The organism is Pseudomonas sp. GW822-FHT03F04 (genome assembly GCF_058801405.1).
In genome coordinates this window covers 101,981-119,807 of sequence record NZ_JBXANF010000003.1, presented here as the reverse complement: position 1 = coordinate 119,807, position 17,827 = coordinate 101,981, and the positions used below count along the sequence as shown (strand labels likewise).

At 62.5% G+C, this 17,827-nt stretch carries 18 protein-coding genes; all 18 read right to left on the bottom strand.

Features of this window, described 5'->3' with window-relative positions; translation table 11 throughout:
* Positions 1–13: 13 nt before the first annotated feature.
* Positions 14–319, bottom strand: a complete 306-nt coding sequence (locus AC1RMX_RS07245) for an urease subunit beta (protein WP_096819774.1) — start codon at positions 317–319, stop codon at positions 14–16.
* Entirely contained in the window at positions 319–852 is a 534-nt protein-coding gene (locus AC1RMX_RS07240) for a GNAT family N-acetyltransferase (RefSeq protein WP_096819773.1), read from the bottom strand. The genes AC1RMX_RS07245 and AC1RMX_RS07240 overlap by 1 nt, the downstream gene beginning before the upstream one ends.
* A gap of 5 nt (positions 853–857) precedes the next feature.
* On the bottom strand, positions 858–1,391 hold the full coding sequence (locus AC1RMX_RS07235) for a GNAT family N-acetyltransferase (RefSeq protein ID WP_096819772.1): 534 nt from the start codon (positions 1,389–1,391) through the stop codon (positions 858–860).
* A gap of 9 nt (positions 1,392–1,400) precedes the next feature.
* Positions 1,401–1,703: an urease subunit gamma gene (gene ureA, locus AC1RMX_RS07230; RefSeq protein ID WP_007950602.1), complete on the bottom strand. Its 303-nt coding sequence runs from the start codon at positions 1,701–1,703 to the stop codon at positions 1,401–1,403.
* 33 nt (positions 1,704–1,736) lie between these two features.
* A complete protein-coding gene (locus AC1RMX_RS07225) occupies positions 1,737–2,576 on the bottom strand; it encodes an urease accessory protein UreD (RefSeq protein WP_493071272.1) in 840 nt (279 codons plus the stop codon).
* Positions 2,577–2,619: 43 nt separating this feature from the next.
* Complete coding sequence (urtE, locus tag AC1RMX_RS07220; protein WP_096819770.1) at positions 2,620–3,318, bottom strand: urea ABC transporter ATP-binding subunit UrtE; 699 nt, start codon at positions 3,316–3,318, stop codon at positions 2,620–2,622.
* A gap of 14 nt (positions 3,319–3,332) precedes the next feature.
* Positions 3,333–4,202 (bottom strand): urea ABC transporter ATP-binding protein UrtD, encoded by an 870-nt coding sequence (gene urtD / locus AC1RMX_RS07215; protein ID WP_085711202.1) that lies wholly within the window; start codon positions 4,200–4,202, stop codon positions 3,333–3,335.
* Positions 4,199–5,278 (bottom strand): urea ABC transporter permease subunit UrtC, encoded by a 1,080-nt coding sequence (urtC, locus tag AC1RMX_RS07210; RefSeq protein WP_493071270.1) that lies wholly within the window; start codon positions 5,276–5,278, stop codon positions 4,199–4,201. Before urtC ends, urtD begins: the two co-directional genes overlap by 4 nt.
* The gene (gene urtB / locus AC1RMX_RS07205) at positions 5,278–6,780 is read right to left on the bottom strand and encodes an urea ABC transporter permease subunit UrtB (RefSeq protein ID WP_096819768.1); all 1,503 of its coding nucleotides are present in this window, start codon (positions 6,778–6,780) and stop codon (positions 5,278–5,280) included. Before urtB ends, urtC begins: the two co-directional genes overlap by 1 nt.
* A gap of 66 nt (positions 6,781–6,846) precedes the next feature.
* Positions 6,847–8,112: an urea ABC transporter substrate-binding protein gene (gene urtA, locus AC1RMX_RS07200; protein ID WP_102620102.1), complete on the bottom strand. Its 1,266-nt coding sequence runs from the start codon at positions 8,110–8,112 to the stop codon at positions 6,847–6,849.
* Between the two features lie 224 nt (positions 8,113–8,336).
* Positions 8,337–8,636, bottom strand: a complete 300-nt coding sequence (locus tag AC1RMX_RS07195; protein ID WP_096819766.1) for a 7(1) septoil knot domain-containing protein — start codon at positions 8,634–8,636, stop codon at positions 8,337–8,339.
* Between the two features lie 44 nt (positions 8,637–8,680).
* The gene (locus AC1RMX_RS07190; RefSeq protein ID WP_096819765.1) at positions 8,681–9,691 is read right to left on the bottom strand and encodes a FecCD family ABC transporter permease; all 1,011 of its coding nucleotides are present in this window, start codon (positions 9,689–9,691) and stop codon (positions 8,681–8,683) included.
* Positions 9,688–10,635 carry an ABC transporter substrate-binding protein gene (locus AC1RMX_RS07185; protein ID WP_493071266.1) on the bottom strand — a complete coding sequence of 316 codons (948 nt, stop codon included), beginning with the start codon at positions 10,633–10,635 and terminating at the stop codon, positions 9,688–9,690. Before AC1RMX_RS07185 ends, AC1RMX_RS07190 begins: the two co-directional genes overlap by 4 nt.
* On the bottom strand, positions 10,632–11,420 hold the full coding sequence (locus AC1RMX_RS07180; protein WP_493065789.1) for an ABC transporter ATP-binding protein: 789 nt from the start codon (positions 11,418–11,420) through the stop codon (positions 10,632–10,634). Before AC1RMX_RS07180 ends, AC1RMX_RS07185 begins: the two co-directional genes overlap by 4 nt.
* Before the next feature lie 12 nt (positions 11,421–11,432).
* Positions 11,433–13,559 carry a TonB-dependent receptor gene (locus AC1RMX_RS07175; protein ID WP_493071264.1) on the bottom strand — a complete coding sequence of 709 codons (2,127 nt, stop codon included), beginning with the start codon at positions 13,557–13,559 and terminating at the stop codon, positions 11,433–11,435.
* Between the two features lie 162 nt (positions 13,560–13,721).
* Positions 13,722–15,101, bottom strand: coding sequence for a PepSY-associated TM helix domain-containing protein (locus tag AC1RMX_RS07170; protein WP_102620097.1), 1,380 nt, complete (start codon positions 15,099–15,101; stop codon positions 13,722–13,724).
* Positions 15,102–15,181: 80 nt separating this feature from the next.
* On the bottom strand, positions 15,182–17,302 hold the full coding sequence (locus AC1RMX_RS07165; RefSeq protein ID WP_493071262.1) for a TonB-dependent copper receptor: 2,121 nt from the start codon (positions 17,300–17,302) through the stop codon (positions 15,182–15,184).
* An 84-nt stretch (positions 17,303–17,386) separates the two neighbouring features.
* Entirely contained in the window at positions 17,387–17,824 is a 438-nt protein-coding gene (locus tag AC1RMX_RS07160; protein ID WP_493071260.1) for a DUF2946 domain-containing protein, read from the bottom strand.
* Positions 17,825–17,827 lie beyond the last annotated feature (3 nt).

Genomic DNA, 17,827 nt, shown 5'->3' with positions numbered 1-17,827 from the left:
GACACACGCGGACTCAGAGGTCACCCATGACCCGCCCGGCAAACCCGAACACCCGCCGGTGCCCGGCGTAATCCACCAGTTCCACTTCGCGGCTCTGGCCCGGCTCGAAACGCACGGCCGTACCCGCCGGGATGTTCAGGCGCATGCCACGGCTGGCGGCGCGGTCGAAGGTCAGGGCGTCGTTGGTCTCGAAAAAGTGGTAGTGCGAACCGACCTGGATCGGCCGGTCGCCACTGTTTGCCACTTTCAGGCTGATCGTGCGACGACCGACGTTGAGTTCGATGTCGCCGGGCTGGATCCGGTATTCGCCGGGAATCATCAGTGGGCTCCTTGCAGGATCTTGTAATAGAGGGCTGTCGGGCGATACGTGCCGCTCGGGTCGCAGGCGTAATCGGGAATTTCCCCGGCGCGGGTGTAACCCAGGGCCTTGTAGAAATCTTCGGCGGGGGAGCCGGCCTCGGTATCGAGGTAGAGCATGCCGCGCTTGTACTGGCGAGCGGTCAGTTCCAGCGCTTCCATCAACTGCTGACCGAGGCCGCGCCGCCGGGCCTGTTCGCGCACCAGCAGTTTCTGCACTTCGGCGCGGTTCAGACCGTTGGCCTTCTGGCACAGGCCCAGTTGCACGCTGGCCTGCACCTGTTCGTCCTTGACCACCACCCACAGCAAGACGTTGCCCTTGTTCAGGTTGTCCTGCACTTCATCGAAATAGGCGCGGGCCTGAGTGGCATCCAGATCGGCCATGAAGCCGACGCTGGCGCCATACCCCACGGCGTCGAGCAGCAGGTCGATCAGGCCCTGACGATAGTGCGCAAAACTTTCAGCATTGACGCGTCGCAGTTGGGCGGGGTTCATCGGTGTCACTCCTTGTTGGCGAGCGGCGGCTCCGCGCCAGGGTTGAGGGTCAGTTGCATGAACGTCAGGTCGAGCCAGCGGCCGAACTTGGTGCCGACCTGCGGCATCTGCCCGGTGCTGATGAACCCGGCGCGTTCGTGCAGGCGGATCGACGCGGCGTTGCCGCTTTCGATGGCGGCGACCATGACGTGCTTGCCGCAGGTTTTCGCACGTTCGATCAGCGCGGTCATCAGTTGCGGGCCGAGGCCGTTGCCGCGCTGGTCGCTGCGCACGTAGACCGAGTGCTCGACCGTGTGACGGAAACCATCGAACGGCCGCCAGTCACCGAACGAAGCGTAGCCGAGGGTGGTGTTGTCGGCGTCGACGATCACCAGGATCGGATAGCCTTGGGCCTGGCGCGCGCTGAACCACGCCTGACGGTTGCCGAGGTCGACCGGGGATTCGTTCCAGATCGCCGTGGTGTTGAGCACGGCGTCGTTGTAGATGTCGCGGATCGCCGGCAGGTCGGCATGCAGTGCATCGCGGATGGTGTAAGTCATGGCGCGGCCTCAGACGATCGGTTGGTGAACGGTGACCAGTTTGGTGCCGTCGGGGAACGTCGCTTCGACCTGAATCTCCGGGATCATTTCCGGGATGCCTTCCATCACCTGATCGCGGGTCAGCAGGGTGGTGCCGTAATGCATCAGCTCGGCCACGGTCTGGCCGTCCCGGGCGCCCTCGAGCAGCGCCGCCGAGATGAAAGCCATGGCTTCCGGGTAGTTGAGCTTCACGCCACGGGCCAGTCGCCGCTCGGCAACGAGGCCGGCGGTGAAGATCAGCAGCTTGTCTTTTTCGCGTGGGGTCAGGTCCATCGTTTGAAATCCATTGTCGGCAGTTGAAGAAAATCAGGTGTTCCAGATTCGGGGAGGAAGGGCTTCGCGGCCAAGCAGCGCAGGCCTGAGCAATCGCCAGAGTTCGATCAGCCAGGCCCGCGCGAGCAACGCTTCACTGGCCAGGCAACGGGCGACCAAAAGTCCGGGCAATTGCGTCAGATCCCCGCGCACTTCATGGCCCAGCGAGCGGCAGCGCTCCAGTAGTTCGGCATCAATCTCACCGGTGACCAGCAACGTCGCAAACACCGGATTACCGTCCAGTCCGATCGGCGAATCAAGCAAGCCGTCATTGCCGACGATGCGCTGGCGTTCATGCCACAACAGCCGGCCATCACGGCGAATATCCAGATGCGCCTGGAAATGCCCGAGGTCGAAACGCTCACCACTGGCCGGGCGCCCGAGGGCCACCACGTCCCAGTAGAACAGTCGTGCATCGCCTTCAAGGTCGATCGAGGTCGTGAGTTCCGCTTGGGCGGCGCTGTAGACGATGGTTTCCTGCGGCAGCCATTCCAGTGTCGCGCCGGCGGCGACGTGCAGGTCCAGCGACTGATAAGCGGGGCCTGCCGCGCGATACCACTTGGCCGCGCCGGGGCTGGTGATCTGTGCCCAGGCGCCCTGTTCGACGCGGGCGCTGATGTCGAGCCGGTCACCGCCGGCAATGCCGCCCGGCGGGTGGACGATGATGTGCTGGCAGACCTCGGGCCCTTCGGCATACAGATGCTTTTGCACCCGCAACGGACCGAGGTGTCGGCGTCGGGTCGGCCGCGTGCAATCGCCGAAGCGGGCGTAGGCCAGCTCAAGCTCGGCGTGCCAGCTCGGGGTAAACAGGGCAGTCGCTAAAGGTAAGTTCATGTTTTCTGATTATCGTTAGGACGCTACAGATTAGACCGTAACGTCAAATAGTCACCAGCCCGCGCACACCTTCGGCTTCCATATTTTCGCCACGGCCCTGCTGCACGATCTCGCCCCGGGACATCACCAGGTACTGATCGGCCAGTTCGGCGGCGAAATCGTAGAACTGCTCCACCAACAGGATCGCCATGTCGCCTCGGGCGGCGAGCTTTTTGATCACCGCGCCGATTTCCTTGATCACCGACGGCTGGATGCCTTCGGTGGGTTCGTCGAGGATCAACAGTCGCGGACGGCTGGCCAACGCTCGGCCGATGGCGAGTTGTTGTTGCTGACCGCCGGACAGGTCGCCGCCGCGCCGCTGTTTCATTTGCAGCAGCACCGGGAACAGTTCGTAGATGAACGCAGGAACCTCTTTGGCTTCGCTGCCGGGGAAGCGCGACAGGCCCATCAGCAGGTTTTCTTCCACGGTCAGTCGGCCGAAAATCTCCCGGCCCTGCGGCACGTAGGCGATCCCGGCGTGCACCCGTTGATGCGGCTTGAACGCGGTGATCGGTTTGCCTTCCCAGTTCACCGCGCCTTCCTTGGCCGGCAACAGGCCCATCAGGCATTTGAGCAACGTGGTCTTGCCCACGCCGTTACGGCCGAGCAGGCAGGTCACTTCGCCGACCTTCACGTCAAAGCTCAGGCCACGCAGGATGTGGCTACCGCCGTAGTACTGATGCAATTTGTCGACTTGCAGCATGTTGGAATTCCTCTTCAGCGCCCGAGATAGACTTCGATCACGCGCTCGTTGTCCTGCACCTGTTCCAGCGAGCCTTCAGCCAGCACGCTGCCCTGATGCAACACGGTGACGTGGTCGGCAATCGAGCCGACGAAGCCCATGTCGTGTTCCACCACCATCAGCGAATGCTTGCCCGCGAGCGACTTGAACAGCTCGGCGGTGAATTCGGTTTCGGCGTCGGTCATGCCCGCCACCGGTTCGTCGAGCAGCAGCAGTTGCGGGTCCTGCATCAGCAACATGCCGATTTCCAGAAACTGTTTCTGCCCGTGGGACAGCAGCCCCGCCGGGCGATTGACCGAGGTGGTCAGGCGAATGGTGTCGAGCACTTCGCTGATCCGGTCTTTCTGCTCGCCGCTCAACTTCGCCCGCAAACTGGCCCACACCGACTTGTCGGTTTTCTGCGCCAGCTCAAGGTTCTCGAACACGCTCAGGGCTTCGAACACCGTGGGTTTCTGGAACTTGCGACCGATGCCGGCCTGGGCGATCTGCACTTCGCTCATCTGCGTCAGGTCGAGGGTTTCGCCGAACCACGCCTTGCCATGACTCGGGCGGGTCTTGCCGGTGATCACGTCCATCAGCGTGGTCTTGCCCGCGCCGTTGGGGCCGATGATGCAGCGCAGTTCGCCGACGCCGATGTACAGGTTCAGAGCGTTCAGCGCCCGGAAACCGTCGAAGCTGACGCTGATGTCTTCCAGGGTCAGGATCGTGCCGTGACGGGTGTCGAGGCCCGGACCGACGCGTTGTCCGAGGCCGATCGAGTCGCGGCTGGTGCCTTCGTCCTTGTTGGGCTCCACCGGGAAAAAGGCCGGTTCCAGCATGAATTCAGCGCTCGCCGTGACTCTCATGATTCACCTCGTTTCTTCAGCAGACCGATCACGCCTTTGGGCAGGTACAACGTCACGACGATGAACAGCGCGCCGAGGAAGAACAGCCAGTATTCGGGGAAGGCCACGGTGAACCAGCTCTTCATGCCGTTGACCACGCCGGCGCCGAGCAGCGGGCCGATCAGGGTGCCGCGCCCGCCAAGCGCCACCCACACCGCGGCCTCGATCGAGTTGGTCGGCGACATTTCGCTCGGGTTGATGATCCCCACTTGCGGCACGTACAGCGCGCCGGCCAATCCGCACAACACCGCGCTCAACACCCAGACGAACAGCTTGAAACCGCGCGGGTCGTAGCCGCAGAACATCAGGCGATTCTCTGCATCACGCAGGGCGGTCAGCACCCGGCCGAACTTGCTGCGCGCCAGCCGCCAGCCGATGAACAGGCTCGCCACCAGCAGCAACACCGTCGCCAGAAACAGCACCGCGCGGGTGCCGGGTTCGGTGATGCCGAAACCGAGGATCGTGCGGAAATTGGTAAAGCCGTTGTTGCCGCCGAACCCGGTCTCGTTGCGGAAAAACAGCAGCATCCCGGCGAAGGTCAAGGCCTGGGTCATGATCGAGAAATACACGCCCTTGATCCGCGAGCGGAAGGCGAAAAAACCGAATACCAACGCCAGCAATCCCGGTGCCAAAACCACCAGGCACATTGCCCAGAGGAAGTTGCCGGTGCCGCTCCAGTACCACGGCAATTCGCTCCACGACAGAAAGGTCATGAACGCCGGTAAGCCATCGCCGGCGGCCTGACGCATCAGGTACATGCCCATCGCATAACCGCCGAGGGCGAAGAACAGGCCGTGACCGAGGGACAAGAGACCGGCGTAGCCCCAGACCAGATCCAGCGCCAGGGCGACGATGGCGTAGCAGAGAATCTTGCCGACCAGCGTCAGGGTGTAGGCCGAAACGTGCAGCGCACTGTCCGCCGACAACAGCGACAGCAGCGGCAGGGCGATCAGCAACGCGAGAACAACGGCACCGACAGTGAGGGAAACTTTGGGGCCGGCCTTTTGCGTGGCCGTAACGAGCAGGGGCTGGTTCATCAGTCGATCACCCGTCCTTTCAGTGCGAAGAGGCCTTGCGGACGTTTCTGGATGAACAGAATGATCAGCGCGAGGATCAGAATCTTGCCGAGCACAGCACCGATCTGCGGCTCGAGAATCTTGTTGGCGATGCCCAGGCCGAACGCGGCGAACACGCTACCGGCCAATTGGCCGACGCCGCCGAGCACCACCACCAGAAACGAATCGATGATGTAGCTCTGGCCGAGGTCCGGGCCGACGTTGCCGATCTGGCTCAGCGCCACGCCGCCGAGCCCGGCGATGCCCGAGCCGAGACCGAAGGCGAGCATGTCGACACGCCCGGTCGGCACGCCGCAGCAGGCGGCCATGTTGCGGTTCTGGGTGACGGCGCGCACGTTCAGACCGAGGCGAGTCTTGTTCAGCAGCAGCCAGGTCAGCACCACTACGAACAATGCGAAGGCGATGATCACGATGCGGTTGTACGGCAGCACCAGATTCGGCAACACCTGAATCCCGCCGGACAGCCATGCCGGGTTCGCCACTTCAACGTTCTGTGCACCGAACACCAGGCGCACCAGCTGAATCAGCATCAGGCTGATGCCCCAGGTGGCGAGCAGGGTTTCCAGTGGGCGGCCGTAGAGATGGCGAATCACCGTGCGCTCCAGTGCCATGCCGATGGCGGCGGTAACGAAGAACGCCACCGGCAGCGCGATCAAAGGATAGAACTCGATGGCCTGCGGTGCGTAGCGCTGAAACATCAACTGCACGACGTAGGTCGAGTAGGCACCGAGCATCAGCATCTCGCCGTGGGCCATGTTGATTACACCCAGCAGGCCGAAGGTGATCGCCAGCCCCAGCGCCGCGAGCAACAGAATCGAACCGAGGGACATGCCGCTGAAGGCCTGGCCGAGCAGTTCGCCGATCAGCAGTTTGCGCTTGACCTGGGCGAGGCTGGTTTCGGCGGCGGTGCGCACATTGGCGTCAGCCTCGACGCCGGGTTCGAGCAAACCTTCGAGGCGAGTGCGGGCCAACGGGTCGCCGGTTTCACCGAGCAGCCGCACGGCCGCGAGGCGCACTGCCGGGTCGGTGTCGACCAGTTGCAGGTTAGCCAGCGCCAGGCTCAGGGCGGCGTGGACGCTTTCGTCTTTTTCGCCAGCCAGTTGCTGGTCGAGGAATTTCAGCTGCGCCGGTTTGGCGCTTTTCTGCAATTGCTGCGCGGCAGTCAGACGGGTTTTGGCGTCGACGGCGAGCAATTGGTGGCTGGCCAGTGCGGTGTCGATCAGACCTCGCAGGCGGTTGTTCAGGCGCAGGGTTTTGGGTTGGCCGTCGACGGTCAGTTCGCCTTGTTGCAGGGCGTTGATCAGTTCGACACGCGCCGGATCGGGCTGCGCGGCCCAGGCTTCCAGCAGTTTGGCTTGTTGCACGGGGTTGGCGGCGACGAAGTCTTCGGCGTCGCTGGCGTGGGCGGCTATCGGCAGCAAAAGTGCGAGGGCCAGGAGCAAACGGTATAGGGCAGTGGGCATAACGGGCCTTCCTGTATTGATCGTTCCCACGCAGAGCGTGGGAACGATCAGGTTGAGCGGGTTAACTCAGTTGCTCTTCACCGCATACTCCGGCTTCTTGTCGTTGCCCGGAATGAACGGACTCCAGGGCTGCGCACGAATCGGCCCCTCGGTCTGCCACACCACGTTGAACTGACCGTCGGCCTGGATCTCGCCGATCATCACCGGTTTGTGCAGGTGGTGGTTGGTCTTGTCCATGGTCAGGGTGTAGCCGGACGGCGCGGCGAAGGTCTGGCCGCCGAGGGCTTCGCGGACCTTGTCGACGTCGGTGGACTTGGCTTTCTCCGCCGCCTGCGCCCACATGTGGATGCCGACGTAAGTGGCTTCCATCGGGTCGTTGGTCACGGCTTTGTCGGCGCCCGGCAGGTTGTGTTTCTTCGCGTAGGCTTTCCAGTCATCGACGAACTTCTTGTTCACCGGGTTCTCCACCGACTCGAAGTAGTTCCACGCCGCGAGGTTGCCCACCAGCGGTTTGGTGTCGATGCCGCGCAGTTCTTCTTCGCCCACCGAGAACGCCACCACCGGTACGTCGGTGGCCTTCAGGCCCTGGTTGGCCAGTTCCTTGTAGAACGGAACGTTGGAGTCGCCGTTGACGGTGGAGATCACAGCGGTCTTGCCGCCGGCCGAGAATTTTTTGATGTTGGCGACGATGGTTTGATAGTCGCTGTGGCCGAACGGGGTGTAGACCTCTTCGATGTCCTTGTCGGCTACGCCTTTGGAATGCAGGAACGAACGCAGGATCTTGTTGGTGGTGCGCGGGTACACGTAGTCGGTGCCGAGCAGGAAGTAGCGCTTGGCGCTGCCGCCTTCTTCGCTCATCAGGTATTCAACCGCCGGGATCGCTTGCTGGTTCGGCGCGGCGCCGGTGTAGAACACGTTCGGCGACATCTCTTCGCCTTCGTATTGCACCGGGTAGAACAGCAGACCATTGAGTTCTTCGAACACCGGCAGCACCGATTTGCGCGACACCGAGGTCCAGCAACCGAACACCACCGCGACCTTGTCCTGAGTCAGCAACTGCCGGCCCTTCTCCGCGAACAGCGGCCAGTTCGACGCCGGGTCGACTACCACCGGTTCCAGCATCTTGCCGTTCACCCCGCCCTTGGCGTTGATCTCGTCGATGGTCATCAACGCCATGTCTTTGAGCGATGTTTCGGAGATCGCCATGGTGCCGGACAACGAATGCAGAATCCCGACCTTGATGGTCTCGGCGGCCTGTACCGTCCAGGTCATGCCCATCGCGGCAATGGATGCCGTGAGTGTGAAAGCCTTGATCAAACTGCGACGCTTCATTGTGCGATCTCCACGAACGTTAAAGTTTTTTATGGTTGGCAGATGCGAACGACTGAAGGGTGTTTTGCAAGGGCTGTGCCCGGTCGGGATCGGGCAGCAAAAGGTCGGTTTAGAGCGGTTGTGCGCAGGGACGGCGCACCAGGAGGGGACAGACGGCAGGGTGTGGTGCGGGGAAGTGCTTCATTGTGGTGCTGCCGCGAGGCGGCAGCAGTGTCGGGTGGAACTCAGTTCACACCGGGGAACGAATCGACGTACTTGATGGTGAAATCAGGGAAGGAATCAACGATCTGGATTTTGTAGTCGGGAAAGCTGTCGACGGTTTTCCATTTACCGGCCGAGTCCGGGAACGAGTCGACTTTCTTCACTTTGAGGTCGGGAAACGAGTCCACGACCTTCACCTTGTAATCGGGGAAGCTGTCGACGAATTTGATCTTGCCGTAGATCTTCGAGACATCGACGGTCGTATCGGCCAGCACCGCGCTGGATCCCACAAACAACAACGCGACAACAGCTGCTTTCAACATGACACTCATCCTGAGAAAAATCGGGTGCGCAGTCTAAGGCAGGCTCAGCGGCGGCGCATCAGGCCGATGAAGAACAATCCGCCGAGGGCAGCGGTGGCAACACCAATGGGCAAGTCTTCGGGGGCGATCAGCGTGCGTGCGGCGACGTCCACCCAAACGAGGAAGACGCTGCCGAGCAACACGCACACCGGCAGCAGACGCCGGTGCTCGGCACCGATCAAGCGCCGCGCAATGTGCGGCACCATCAGCCCGACAAACCCGATTGAGCCGCTGATCGACACCAGTACCCCGGTCATCAGTGAAGCAATCACGAACACCCGCAGACGGACCGCCCGCGCGTTCAGGCCAAGGGTGACAGCCGTCTGTTCGCCAGCCATCAAAGCGTTCAATGGCCGGGCCATGCCCAGCAGCAGAATCAGCCCGAGCAACACGCTGAGCGCCGGCACGGCCAACAACTCCCAGCGCGCCAGGCCGAGGCCGCCGAGCATCCAGAACATCACCGCCGAACTGGCGCGGTGATCGCCCATGAACAGCAGCAGGTTGGCGATCGCCATCATCACGAACGACACCGCCACGCCACACAGCAGCAGGCGATCACTGTCCAGTCGTCCGTGACGGTTGGCGATGCCCAGTACCAGAAACATGCTCAACAACGCGCCGATAAACGCGGCAATCGGCAAGGTCAGCAGACCGACGATTTCGCCGACGTGCAGCACCACGATCACTGCGCCGAGGGTCGCGCCGGAGGTAACGCCGAGCAGGTGCGGGTCGGCCAGAGGGTTACGCGTCACCGCTTGCAGCACCGCACCGATCAACGCCAGCCCGGCGCCAACCAACGCACCGAGCAACATGCGCGGTACACGGATCAGCCAGACGATGTGCTCCTGACCAGCGCTCCAGTCGGGCACGCCGAAACCGAACAACTTGTGCAGCAGAATCCGCCACACCACGTCCACCGGCACCCGCGCCGGGCCGAAGCCCAGCGACACCACGCACGACACCAGCAGCACCGCGCCGAGGGCGATCAGCAGCCAGGCGTAACGACGATTGATCATTCGCCGTGGAACCCTTTGGCCAGAGTTTCAACCGCCAGCACGTTGTCGATCCCCGGCGTGGCCTGCACGTAAGGGATGACAATGAAACGCTGGTTCTTGATCGCGTCCACCGATTGCAGCGCCTTGTTCTTCAGCAGAAATTCAATCTTCTGCTCGGCGGTGATTTCGCTGTAGTCGACGATCACGATCACCTGCGGATTGCGCTCGACCACGGTCTCCCAGTTGACCCGGGTCCAGCTCGCATCGACGTCATCGAGGATGTTGCGCCCACCAGATGCGTCGATCAGCGCTTGCGGCATGCCGAGGCGGCCGGAGGTCATGGCGCGGTCTTCGCCGCTGTCGTACAGGAACACCCGTGGCTTCTCGGCGGGCAGGTCTTTGCGGATGTCGGCGACCTGACTTTGCATGTCGGCGATCAGCGCGTTGGCGCGATCCTGCACGTCGAAGATTTTGCCGAGGTTGCGCAGGTCGTTGTAGGTGTCTTCCAGCGTGGCGGCCGGGCGCTTCATCACGAAGGCGCAGGATTCAGTCAGTTCATAGACATTGATACCCAGCGGTTGCAGGGTCTGCGGGGTGAGATCGCCACCGACGCGCATGCCGTAATCCCAGCCGGCGAAGAAGAAATCGACGTTGGCGTTGAGTAACGTTTCCACCGATGGGTATTTGGCCGCCAGTTCCGGCAGGCCATCGAGGAGCGACTGCATTTCGGGTGTTACCGACTTCCAGCCACTGACGCCGCTGTAGCCGGCCATCTTCGACTTGAGGCCGAGGGCGAGCATCATCTGGGTCATGTTGATGTCGTGGCTGACCGCGTGTTTCGGCGCTTCCTTGAAGGTCACTTCGCGGTTGCAGCTGTGGATCGTCAGCGGGTACTTGGTGGCCTCGGCGAAGGCTTGGGTGGTGCCCAGCAACAGGGCGAGGCAAAGCAGGGAGCGCACAGTCATGGTCGGGTTATCCAGGTGATTCGCGGGTAGCCGTGGAGGGGGTGGGCATCGATCAGTGCTTCGACGCCGAACACGTCGCGCAGCAATTCAACCGTGAGGACTTCTTGCGGGGTGCCGCTGGCGACGATGCGACCGTGGTTGATCACATACAAACGGTCGCAGAACGCGGCGGCCAGGTTCAGGTCGTGAATGCTTGCCAGGGTGCCAATTTGCAAGCGCTTGACCAGTTGCAGCAGTTCCAGCTGATAGCGCGGGTCGAGGTGGTTGGTCGGCTCGTCGAGGATCAGCAGTTGCGGTTGCTGGGTCAGGGCGCGGGCGAGGATCACGCGTTGTTTTTCACCGCCGGACAGCGTGGCGAATGCGTGGTCTTCGAAACCATCGAGGCCCACGGATTTGAGGGCCTGGGTGGCGAGGTGGCGGTCTTCCAGCGTGTCGCCATCGAACAGGCCTTTGTGCGGCGTGCGGCCCATGGCGACCACTTCTTCGACGGTCAGGCCGAAGGCGTCGGGGAATTCCTGCAGCACCACGGCGATGCGTTGCGCACACCAGCGTGAAGATTGCTTCCACACGTTGTGGTGATCGAGTCTGACCTCGCCGTGCTCCGGCTGGCTGAAACGGTAGGCGCAGCGCAACAGGCTGGTCTTGCCGCTGCCGTTGGGCCCGATCAGCCCGACGAACTCACCGGCGGCCACTTGCAACGAGGCGTCACGCAGCTGGAACTGGTGATGGCAGTGGTCGTGGCCCAAGGGGGACCATCTCAGGTCGGTGAGGGTCAGTGAGGTCATTTCGTTCCTGTTCTAGAAGGTGTAGTCAGCTGTGACAAAGAACGAACGAGGCTCACCCAGAATCCACTGCTGCCCCTCATTGTATTGGCTTTGCGCATAGGTCCGGTCAAACAGATTGTTCACCTGCAACCCCAGCGTGGTGTTGCGCAGGGCTTTCCACGACAGCGTCGCATCGACCACGGTGTAGCTCGGCAGTTCGTTGCGGTTGGCCATGTCGGCGTAGCGCGCATCGACATAACGCACGCCGGCGCCGGCTTTCAGGTCATCGCTCAGCGCCTTGCTCAGCCACAGGTTCGCCGTGCGACGTGGCACGTCCACCGGGCGATTGCCGTTGCGCGACACCGGCACGCCGCCGACCACCTCTTCGAAATCGTCGTACTTGGCTTTAACGATGGCGGCGTTGGCTTGCAGTTGCCAGGCGTTTGGCAGTTGCAGATCGAAGCTGGCTTCCAGGCCGTTCGACGATTGCTGGCCGACCTGCTGCTTGAGCGTCGGGTTGCCCGGATCGTCGGTCAGCAGCTTCTTCTTCACGATGCGATACGCCGCCAGCGTGAATTCGCCACGCTGGTCCCAGAACAGCTGCTTCATGCCGATCTCGGTTTGCCGCGCGGTGGACAAGTCGTATTGCTGCTGGCTCGGGCTCAGAGAAATCAAACCGCCGATGCCATCGGTGCTGGTAGCGACCTGACCGTAGAACGAGGTGTCCTGCGTCAACGCGAACACCAGCCCGGCCTTCCAGTTGTTGCCGGTCAGGGTCTTGTCGCTCTGGCTGCCGTCGACCAGGTTGTTGCGATCCACCTGCACGTAATCGCGGCGCACACCGGTCACCAGCGACCAGCGCTCGCTCAGTTGCGTGCGGTTTTCGGCGAACACCGACATCTGTCTGGTGGTGCTGTCGAACTGATCGCGATACGGGTCGGCGCTCTCGAAATAACCGGTTTGCGGGTGATACAGATCCAGCGGCTGACCGTTCGGCAACACGTCGTTGAACGGCGAGTTGCTGTTGAGCTGGAAGCGGATGCGGTTGTAATCGACGCCGGTCACGGTCTGGCTGTCGAGGCCGAACAGCGAATGCTTGAAGGTGAAAGTCTGGCGGTCGCCGACCTGTTCCTGTTGGTGGCCGATGCCGAAGTAACCGCTGCGGCTGAGTTGTTGGCTGCCAGCGTCGAAGTTGTAGTTCTCGGCGTTCTGCCAGCGGCGCTGAGCCTTGAGGTAATACAACTCGTTGCTGGCGCTGACCGCGTCGTTGATCTGCCAATCGGTGGTCAGGCGTGTCCATTGATCGTTGTAGTGCTGCTTGTCGTTGCGCACGTTGTAGTTCTTGTTGCGCAGGCTGTCCTTCAACTGGCCGTTGATCAGCGGTGTGCCGAAGTAGTTCTGCGGGCGTTGGTCGCCGTAATCGTGGGCGAGGGTGAAAGTCAGATCATCGGTGGCCTGCCAGCGCAGGGCGGCGCTGATGAAGTCGCTGGACGAGTCGCCGCGATCGATCCAGCCGTTGCTGCGCAGGCGGTTGAGGTTGAGGCGATAGCTCAGGGTGTCGGTCAGCGAACCGCCGCTGTCGAACGCCTGTTGCTGGCTGTCGAACGAGCCGTAACCGACGCGCACGTGGTTTTCGATTTCGCCTTCGAACGGTTTCTTCGGGATCACGTTGACCACCGCACCGGTCGCGCCTTCGCCGTACAGCACCGAGGCCGGGCCGCGCAGGACGTCGACGCGCTCCACCGACCAGGTGTCGACCGGGAACGTCACGGTGCCCATGCCGGTGTACATCCGGTTGCCGTCATACAACTGCATCACCGAACTCTGCCCGGTAAAGCCCCGGGCCTGCAACGAAGTGCCGCCATCGCCCGGCGTGCCGGTTCGGCTGATGCCGGTGCTGCGCGACACCGCGTCCTGCACGCTGCGGTCGCCACGAGTGCGGACTTGCTCGCCGCTCAGGCTTTCGACGCTGGCCGGGGTTTCCATCGCGCTGAGGTTCAGGCGTGAGCCGGCGCTGGTCGGCGTGGTCAGGCTGACGGTCTGGTCGTCATTGGCCAGAGCCGTGATGGTGCCGGTGGGCAGCGTCAGCGGCGCGCTGTCGGCGTGGGCGCTGTTGTTCAGGGCGAACAGGCAGAGGCTGGACAAGAGGTACTTGTTCATCGGGGTGGTGAATCACTTCTTCAAAAGAAAAGCCCGCAGGCTCATGGCAATGCATGGCTGCGGGCAGAGCAGCAAATTAGTGTTATACAGTAACACTAAAAATTGCCGGAGTTTAAGCCCCGGCAGTTTAAAGATCTGTCTAGGTCGCGCATCTCGCCTGTTTCATGATGAAGTTGAGGCAGATTCAGCTTGTCGGCCCAGACGCGACAGCAGTAGCCGATCCAGCAACCACACCACCACCAGCGAAGCGCCCACCAGTGGAAACACCACCGCCAGAACCAGCATGATCGCCACGCCGGTTTTCCATTTCGGCAGATCGTGGCGCAGCGGTGGTACGCCGAATTTTCCTTGCGGGCGACGCTTCCACCAGATCACCACGCCGCTGACGGCGCTGAGCAGGATCATCAGGCAGATCAGCAGCACGATGATCTGGTTGAAGGTGCCGAACATCTTGCCTTCGTGGAGCATCACGCCGATTTCCGTGGCCCGGGCGACGGCGCCGTATTGCTCGAAACGCACGTCGGCCAACACTTTGCCGGTGTACTGATCGATGTGCAGGGTGGCGTCGTTGCGTGGGTCGTCAGCGAATACGGCGATGGTGAACACGCCGGTGGCGGTGGTCGGCAGGGTGATGCTGTAGCCCGGCTCGACCTTGCGCTCGATGGCGATGTTCTGCACGTCCTGCAGGCTGATGATCGGCGCGGCGGGGCCGTGTTGCATGCCGCCGTGGGCCATGTGTTCGGCGTGGTCGCCGGACATTGGCATCGGGGTGTTTTCCATCGCCCAGGGTACGGTCTGGCGCGCGGCGTTGTTGAGGCTGCCGGCCTCGACGTCGGAGGTCGGCACGTTGTCCCACATCGCCGCCGGGAACACGTTCCACACCTGGGCGTATTGCTTGCCCCAGAACCCGGTCCAGGTCATGCCGCTGAGCAGCATCACCAGCAGCAATGCCGCACCCCAGAACCCGGTAACGGCATGCAGATCACGCCACAGAACGCGACCGCGACTGTTCAGGCGTGGCCACAGTATTCCGGCGGCCTGACCTCGCGGCCACCACAGGAAAACCCCGGACACTACCAGCACCACGCCCCAGCCGGCGGCGAGTTCGATCAGCCGGTCACCGACGGTGCCGATCATCAATTCGCCGTGGATCGCCCGGGCGAGCGCTTGCAGGTTCTGCTTGGCGTCCTGCTCGCCGAGGATGTCGCCGTGGTACGGATCGACAAACACGTTCAGCTCATGGCCGGCGTTCTTCACCACGAATTGCGCGCTGCGCTCGGCGTTCGCTGGCGGCAGGTACTGGGTGACCTGGCCTTGTGGATAAGCGCTTTTGACCTTTTGCAGCAAGTCATCGGCCGGCACGGTGTGATGCCCGGCGGGGACGTTCAGCAGGCTGCTGTACATCAGCGAATCGAGTTGCGGTTTGAACAGGTAAATGATGCCGGTCAGGGCCAGCATCACCATGAATGGCGCGACGAACAATCCGGCATAGAAATGCCAACGCCAGGCCAGGTTGTAGAAATTCGGTTTGGGCTGTTTCATCACGAGTGCTCCGCTTGGCTTGGATCTTCTAGTTGTCTGTTGTCACTCGCTCCCTCAAGGAGAGCGAGTGCCCTTGAGGGTTAGAAACTCATGTCCACCTTGGTCCAGAGCGTGCGCCCCGGTTCATTGATGGCTTGCGGGTCGTTGGCCGGGTAGCCGAACCCGGCGTTGCCCGCCAGGTTGAGGTGTTCGGCGTAAGCCTTGCCGAACAGGTTGTCGACGCCGGTACTGACCTTCCAGTTCTTGTTGATCCGGTAGGCACCGTTGAGCGAGAACACGCCGAAGCCCGAACTCTTGTCGTAATCCTTGCCGACCACGTTGCCCTTGTTCTGGTCGATACGGTTTTGCGCGGCAACCACCCTCCACAGTGCGCCGGCGCTCCAGTTGTCTTCGCTGTAGGTCAGGCCGAAACGTGCATCCAGCGGTGGCATTTGCGGCAGTGCCTTGCCGTCGCTGCTGTTCTTGCCCCAGGCGTAGGCCAGAGTCGCATCGGCTTTCCAGTGGTCGGTGAGTTTGTAAGCGGCACCGAGTTCACCGCCCATGATCCGCGCGTCGATGTTCTCGGCACGGGAGGTGCTCATGCCCATCATCGTCGGGGTGTAGTCGAACAGGATGTAGTCGCGCACCACGCCGATGTAGCCCGAGGCCCAGGCTTCGAGGTCGGCGTCCTTGTAGTTCACGCCGAAGTCGAGCTGAGTGGTTTTTTCCGGTTTGATCGAATCGAACGCATTGACCGAGCCGGCCGGGCCGGACTTGGGCGAAAACAGTTCCCAGTAATCCGGGAACCGCTGGGCGTGGCCGAGACCGGCGTAGAGCGTGGTCGGGCTGTCGGCCAGGTCATGCTCGTAACGGATAAAACCGCTCGGCAGGGTGTCGGCGCGGGTATCGCCTGCGGTCGGGTTCGGGCGGGACATCATTCCCGATCCGGTGGTCTGCCGATAATCCTTGGCCGAGGCACGGTCGACCCGGGCGCCAGTGATCAGGCGGTCACGGTCGGCGGCGTACCAGGTCATTTCGCTGAATACCCCGTAGTTATGGAAGTCGGCGTCCTTGTTGCGCGGCAGATCCTTGTAGGCGTCGATGCCCATGGCCGCGCGCTGACGGTGTTCGTTGGTCTGCGCATCTAGGCCGGTGATCAGCTGGATATCGGCCCAGCGCCAGGTCGCCTTGATCCGCGCGCCGAGGGTGCGGCGGTCGACGTTGGACGCCATGGGACCTGCCATCATCCCGGTGCCGGATGGCGTGCGCAGGGTGTAGTTGTCCATCACGTGGTCGGCGTAGTTGTAGTAGACCTGCGCTTCGAGCTTCTCCAGCACATCGGTGATGTTGGATTTTTCGAAGCGCAGGCCGAGGCTTTCACGCAGGAATTGCGAGCCGTCCATGCCGCGCCCGGCGTAGCGCGCTTCGCCGTCGCCCTTGCCGGCGGTCAGCTCGATCAGGGTGTCGGCGTCAGGCGTCCAGCCCACCGCCACATCGCCGTTCCACTTGTCGTAGCGCGAGGCGACGGTGTCGTTGTTGCCATCGCGGTAGTCGTCGGAATGCGCGGTGTTGCCGATCACGCGCACATAGCCCAGCGAGCCGCCGGCCGCCGCATCGACGACTTTGTCGAAGCGTCCGTTGGAGCCGGCCAGCACGCTGGCATTCACGCGGGTGCCGAGTTCGCCGAAGCTCTCTGGCTCGCGGTCGAACAGGACTGTGCCGGCCGATGCGCCCGGTCCGTAGAGCACGGTTTGCGGGCCTTTGATCACGGTGAGTTTGTCGTAGGTCTCGGGCGAGATGTACGAGGTCGGCGCGTCCATCCGGCCGGGACAGGCGCCGAGCATCATGCTGCCGTTGGTGAGGATGTTCAGCCGCGAACCGAACATGCCACGCAGCACCGGATCACCGTTGGTGCCGCCGTTGCGCACCAGCGCGAAGCCGGGAATGGTCTTCAGATAGTCGCCGCCATCGCTGGCCGGCACCGGTTGGCGCGGGTCTTTCGGGTTGGTGACGATGGTCAGCGGCGAGCTCGGGGCGATGGCGGTGATCACCGTCGGGCTCAGTTCTTCTGTGTGGCCGGCGTGTTCATCGGCGTGGACCAGCGGGGACAGCAGAACGCCGCAAAGGACGGCGGTAGCGTGCCTGAAACGAATGCGCGATTCGTTCAGGGCGAAGGACGCCGGGGCAGAACCCGAGCGTGGGACAGCAGAAAACCTGGACATGACAATTTCCATCAAACAGTCGTAAACGACACGGCCGGCAGCCTGAAGCTGTCTTCTCAACCGTGTGCAATCAGAGGTGGGTGTTTACGCTGCGACGGGCGGGGCGCGGGTGCGGGCGCCGGGGAAGAAAGTCTGCCGGGCATGGCCCAGACGTGGGGAGGGCGTGGTGAAGGTGTTGACGTGGGCGATGCTGAACGTGGCAAAACTGCCACCACCGGTCAGTGCCGGGCAGTTGAACAGCAGGCTGCAATAGCCGCATTTTTCCCACAACACATGGTGCGACGATTGCGGCGGGCAGTGTTCGGCCGAGGGTTTCGCTTCATGCGCGGAATGATCCATGTCCATCGACATGTCCATGCTCATCGGCATCGAAGTCGAGGCGTGCTGATCCATCGGCATCGACTGAGAAATCAGCGGGCCGATGAAGATCATCAACATGGCGAACAGGGCGATCCAGCTGCCGCGTGTCAGGTGTTCAGTCTGACGGCGTTGCACGGACGACCTGGCGCTGCGCGGGCGCATGGG

What these genes read in the sequence shown, in the direction of transcription:
- AC1RMX_RS07245 (WP_096819774.1), bottom strand. Translation starts at nt 319, where the DNA reads ATGATTCCCGGCGAATACCGGATCCAGCCCGGCGACATCGAACTCAAC.
- AC1RMX_RS07240 (WP_096819773.1), bottom strand. Translation starts at nt 852, where the DNA reads ATGAACCCCGCCCAACTGCGACGCGTCAATGCTGAAAGTTTTGCGCAC.
- AC1RMX_RS07235 (WP_096819772.1), bottom strand. Translation starts at nt 1,391, where the DNA reads ATGACTTACACCATCCGCGATGCACTGCATGCCGACCTGCCGGCGATC.
- ureA (WP_007950602.1), bottom strand. Translation starts at nt 1,703, where the DNA reads ATGGACCTGACCCCACGCGAAAAAGACAAGCTGCTGATCTTCACCGCC.
- AC1RMX_RS07225 (WP_493071272.1), bottom strand. Translation starts at nt 2,576, where the DNA reads ATGAACTTACCTTTAGCGACTGCCCTGTTTACCCCGAGCTGGCACGCC.
- urtE (WP_096819770.1), bottom strand. Translation starts at nt 3,318, where the DNA reads ATGCTGCAAGTCGACAAATTGCATCAGTACTACGGCGGTAGCCACATC.
- urtD (WP_085711202.1), bottom strand. Translation starts at nt 4,202, where the DNA reads ATGAGAGTCACGGCGAGCGCTGAATTCATGCTGGAACCGGCCTTTTTC.
- urtC (WP_493071270.1), bottom strand. Translation starts at nt 5,278, where the DNA reads ATGAACCAGCCCCTGCTCGTTACGGCCACGCAAAAGGCCGGCCCCAAA.
- urtB (WP_096819768.1), bottom strand. Translation starts at nt 6,780, where the DNA reads ATGCCCACTGCCCTATACCGTTTGCTCCTGGCCCTCGCACTTTTGCTG.
- urtA (WP_102620102.1), bottom strand. Translation starts at nt 8,112, where the DNA reads ATGAAGCGTCGCAGTTTGATCAAGGCTTTCACACTCACGGCATCCATT.
- AC1RMX_RS07195 (WP_096819766.1), bottom strand. Translation starts at nt 8,636, where the DNA reads ATGTTGAAAGCAGCTGTTGTCGCGTTGTTGTTTGTGGGATCCAGCGCG.
- AC1RMX_RS07190 (WP_096819765.1), bottom strand. Translation starts at nt 9,691, where the DNA reads ATGATCAATCGTCGTTACGCCTGGCTGCTGATCGCCCTCGGCGCGGTG.
- AC1RMX_RS07185 (WP_493071266.1), bottom strand. Translation starts at nt 10,635, where the DNA reads ATGACTGTGCGCTCCCTGCTTTGCCTCGCCCTGTTGCTGGGCACCACC.
- AC1RMX_RS07180 (WP_493065789.1), bottom strand. Translation starts at nt 11,420, where the DNA reads ATGACCTCACTGACCCTCACCGACCTGAGATGGTCCCCCTTGGGCCAC.
- AC1RMX_RS07175 (WP_493071264.1), bottom strand. Translation starts at nt 13,559, where the DNA reads ATGAACAAGTACCTCTTGTCCAGCCTCTGCCTGTTCGCCCTGAACAAC.
- AC1RMX_RS07170 (WP_102620097.1), bottom strand. Translation starts at nt 15,101, where the DNA reads ATGAAACAGCCCAAACCGAATTTCTACAACCTGGCCTGGCGTTGGCAT.
- AC1RMX_RS07165 (WP_493071262.1), bottom strand. Translation starts at nt 17,302, where the DNA reads ATGTCCAGGTTTTCTGCTGTCCCACGCTCGGGTTCTGCCCCGGCGTCC.
- AC1RMX_RS07160 (WP_493071260.1), bottom strand. Translation starts at nt 17,824, where the DNA reads ATGCGCCCGCGCAGCGCCAGGTCGTCCGTGCAACGCCGTCAGACTGAA.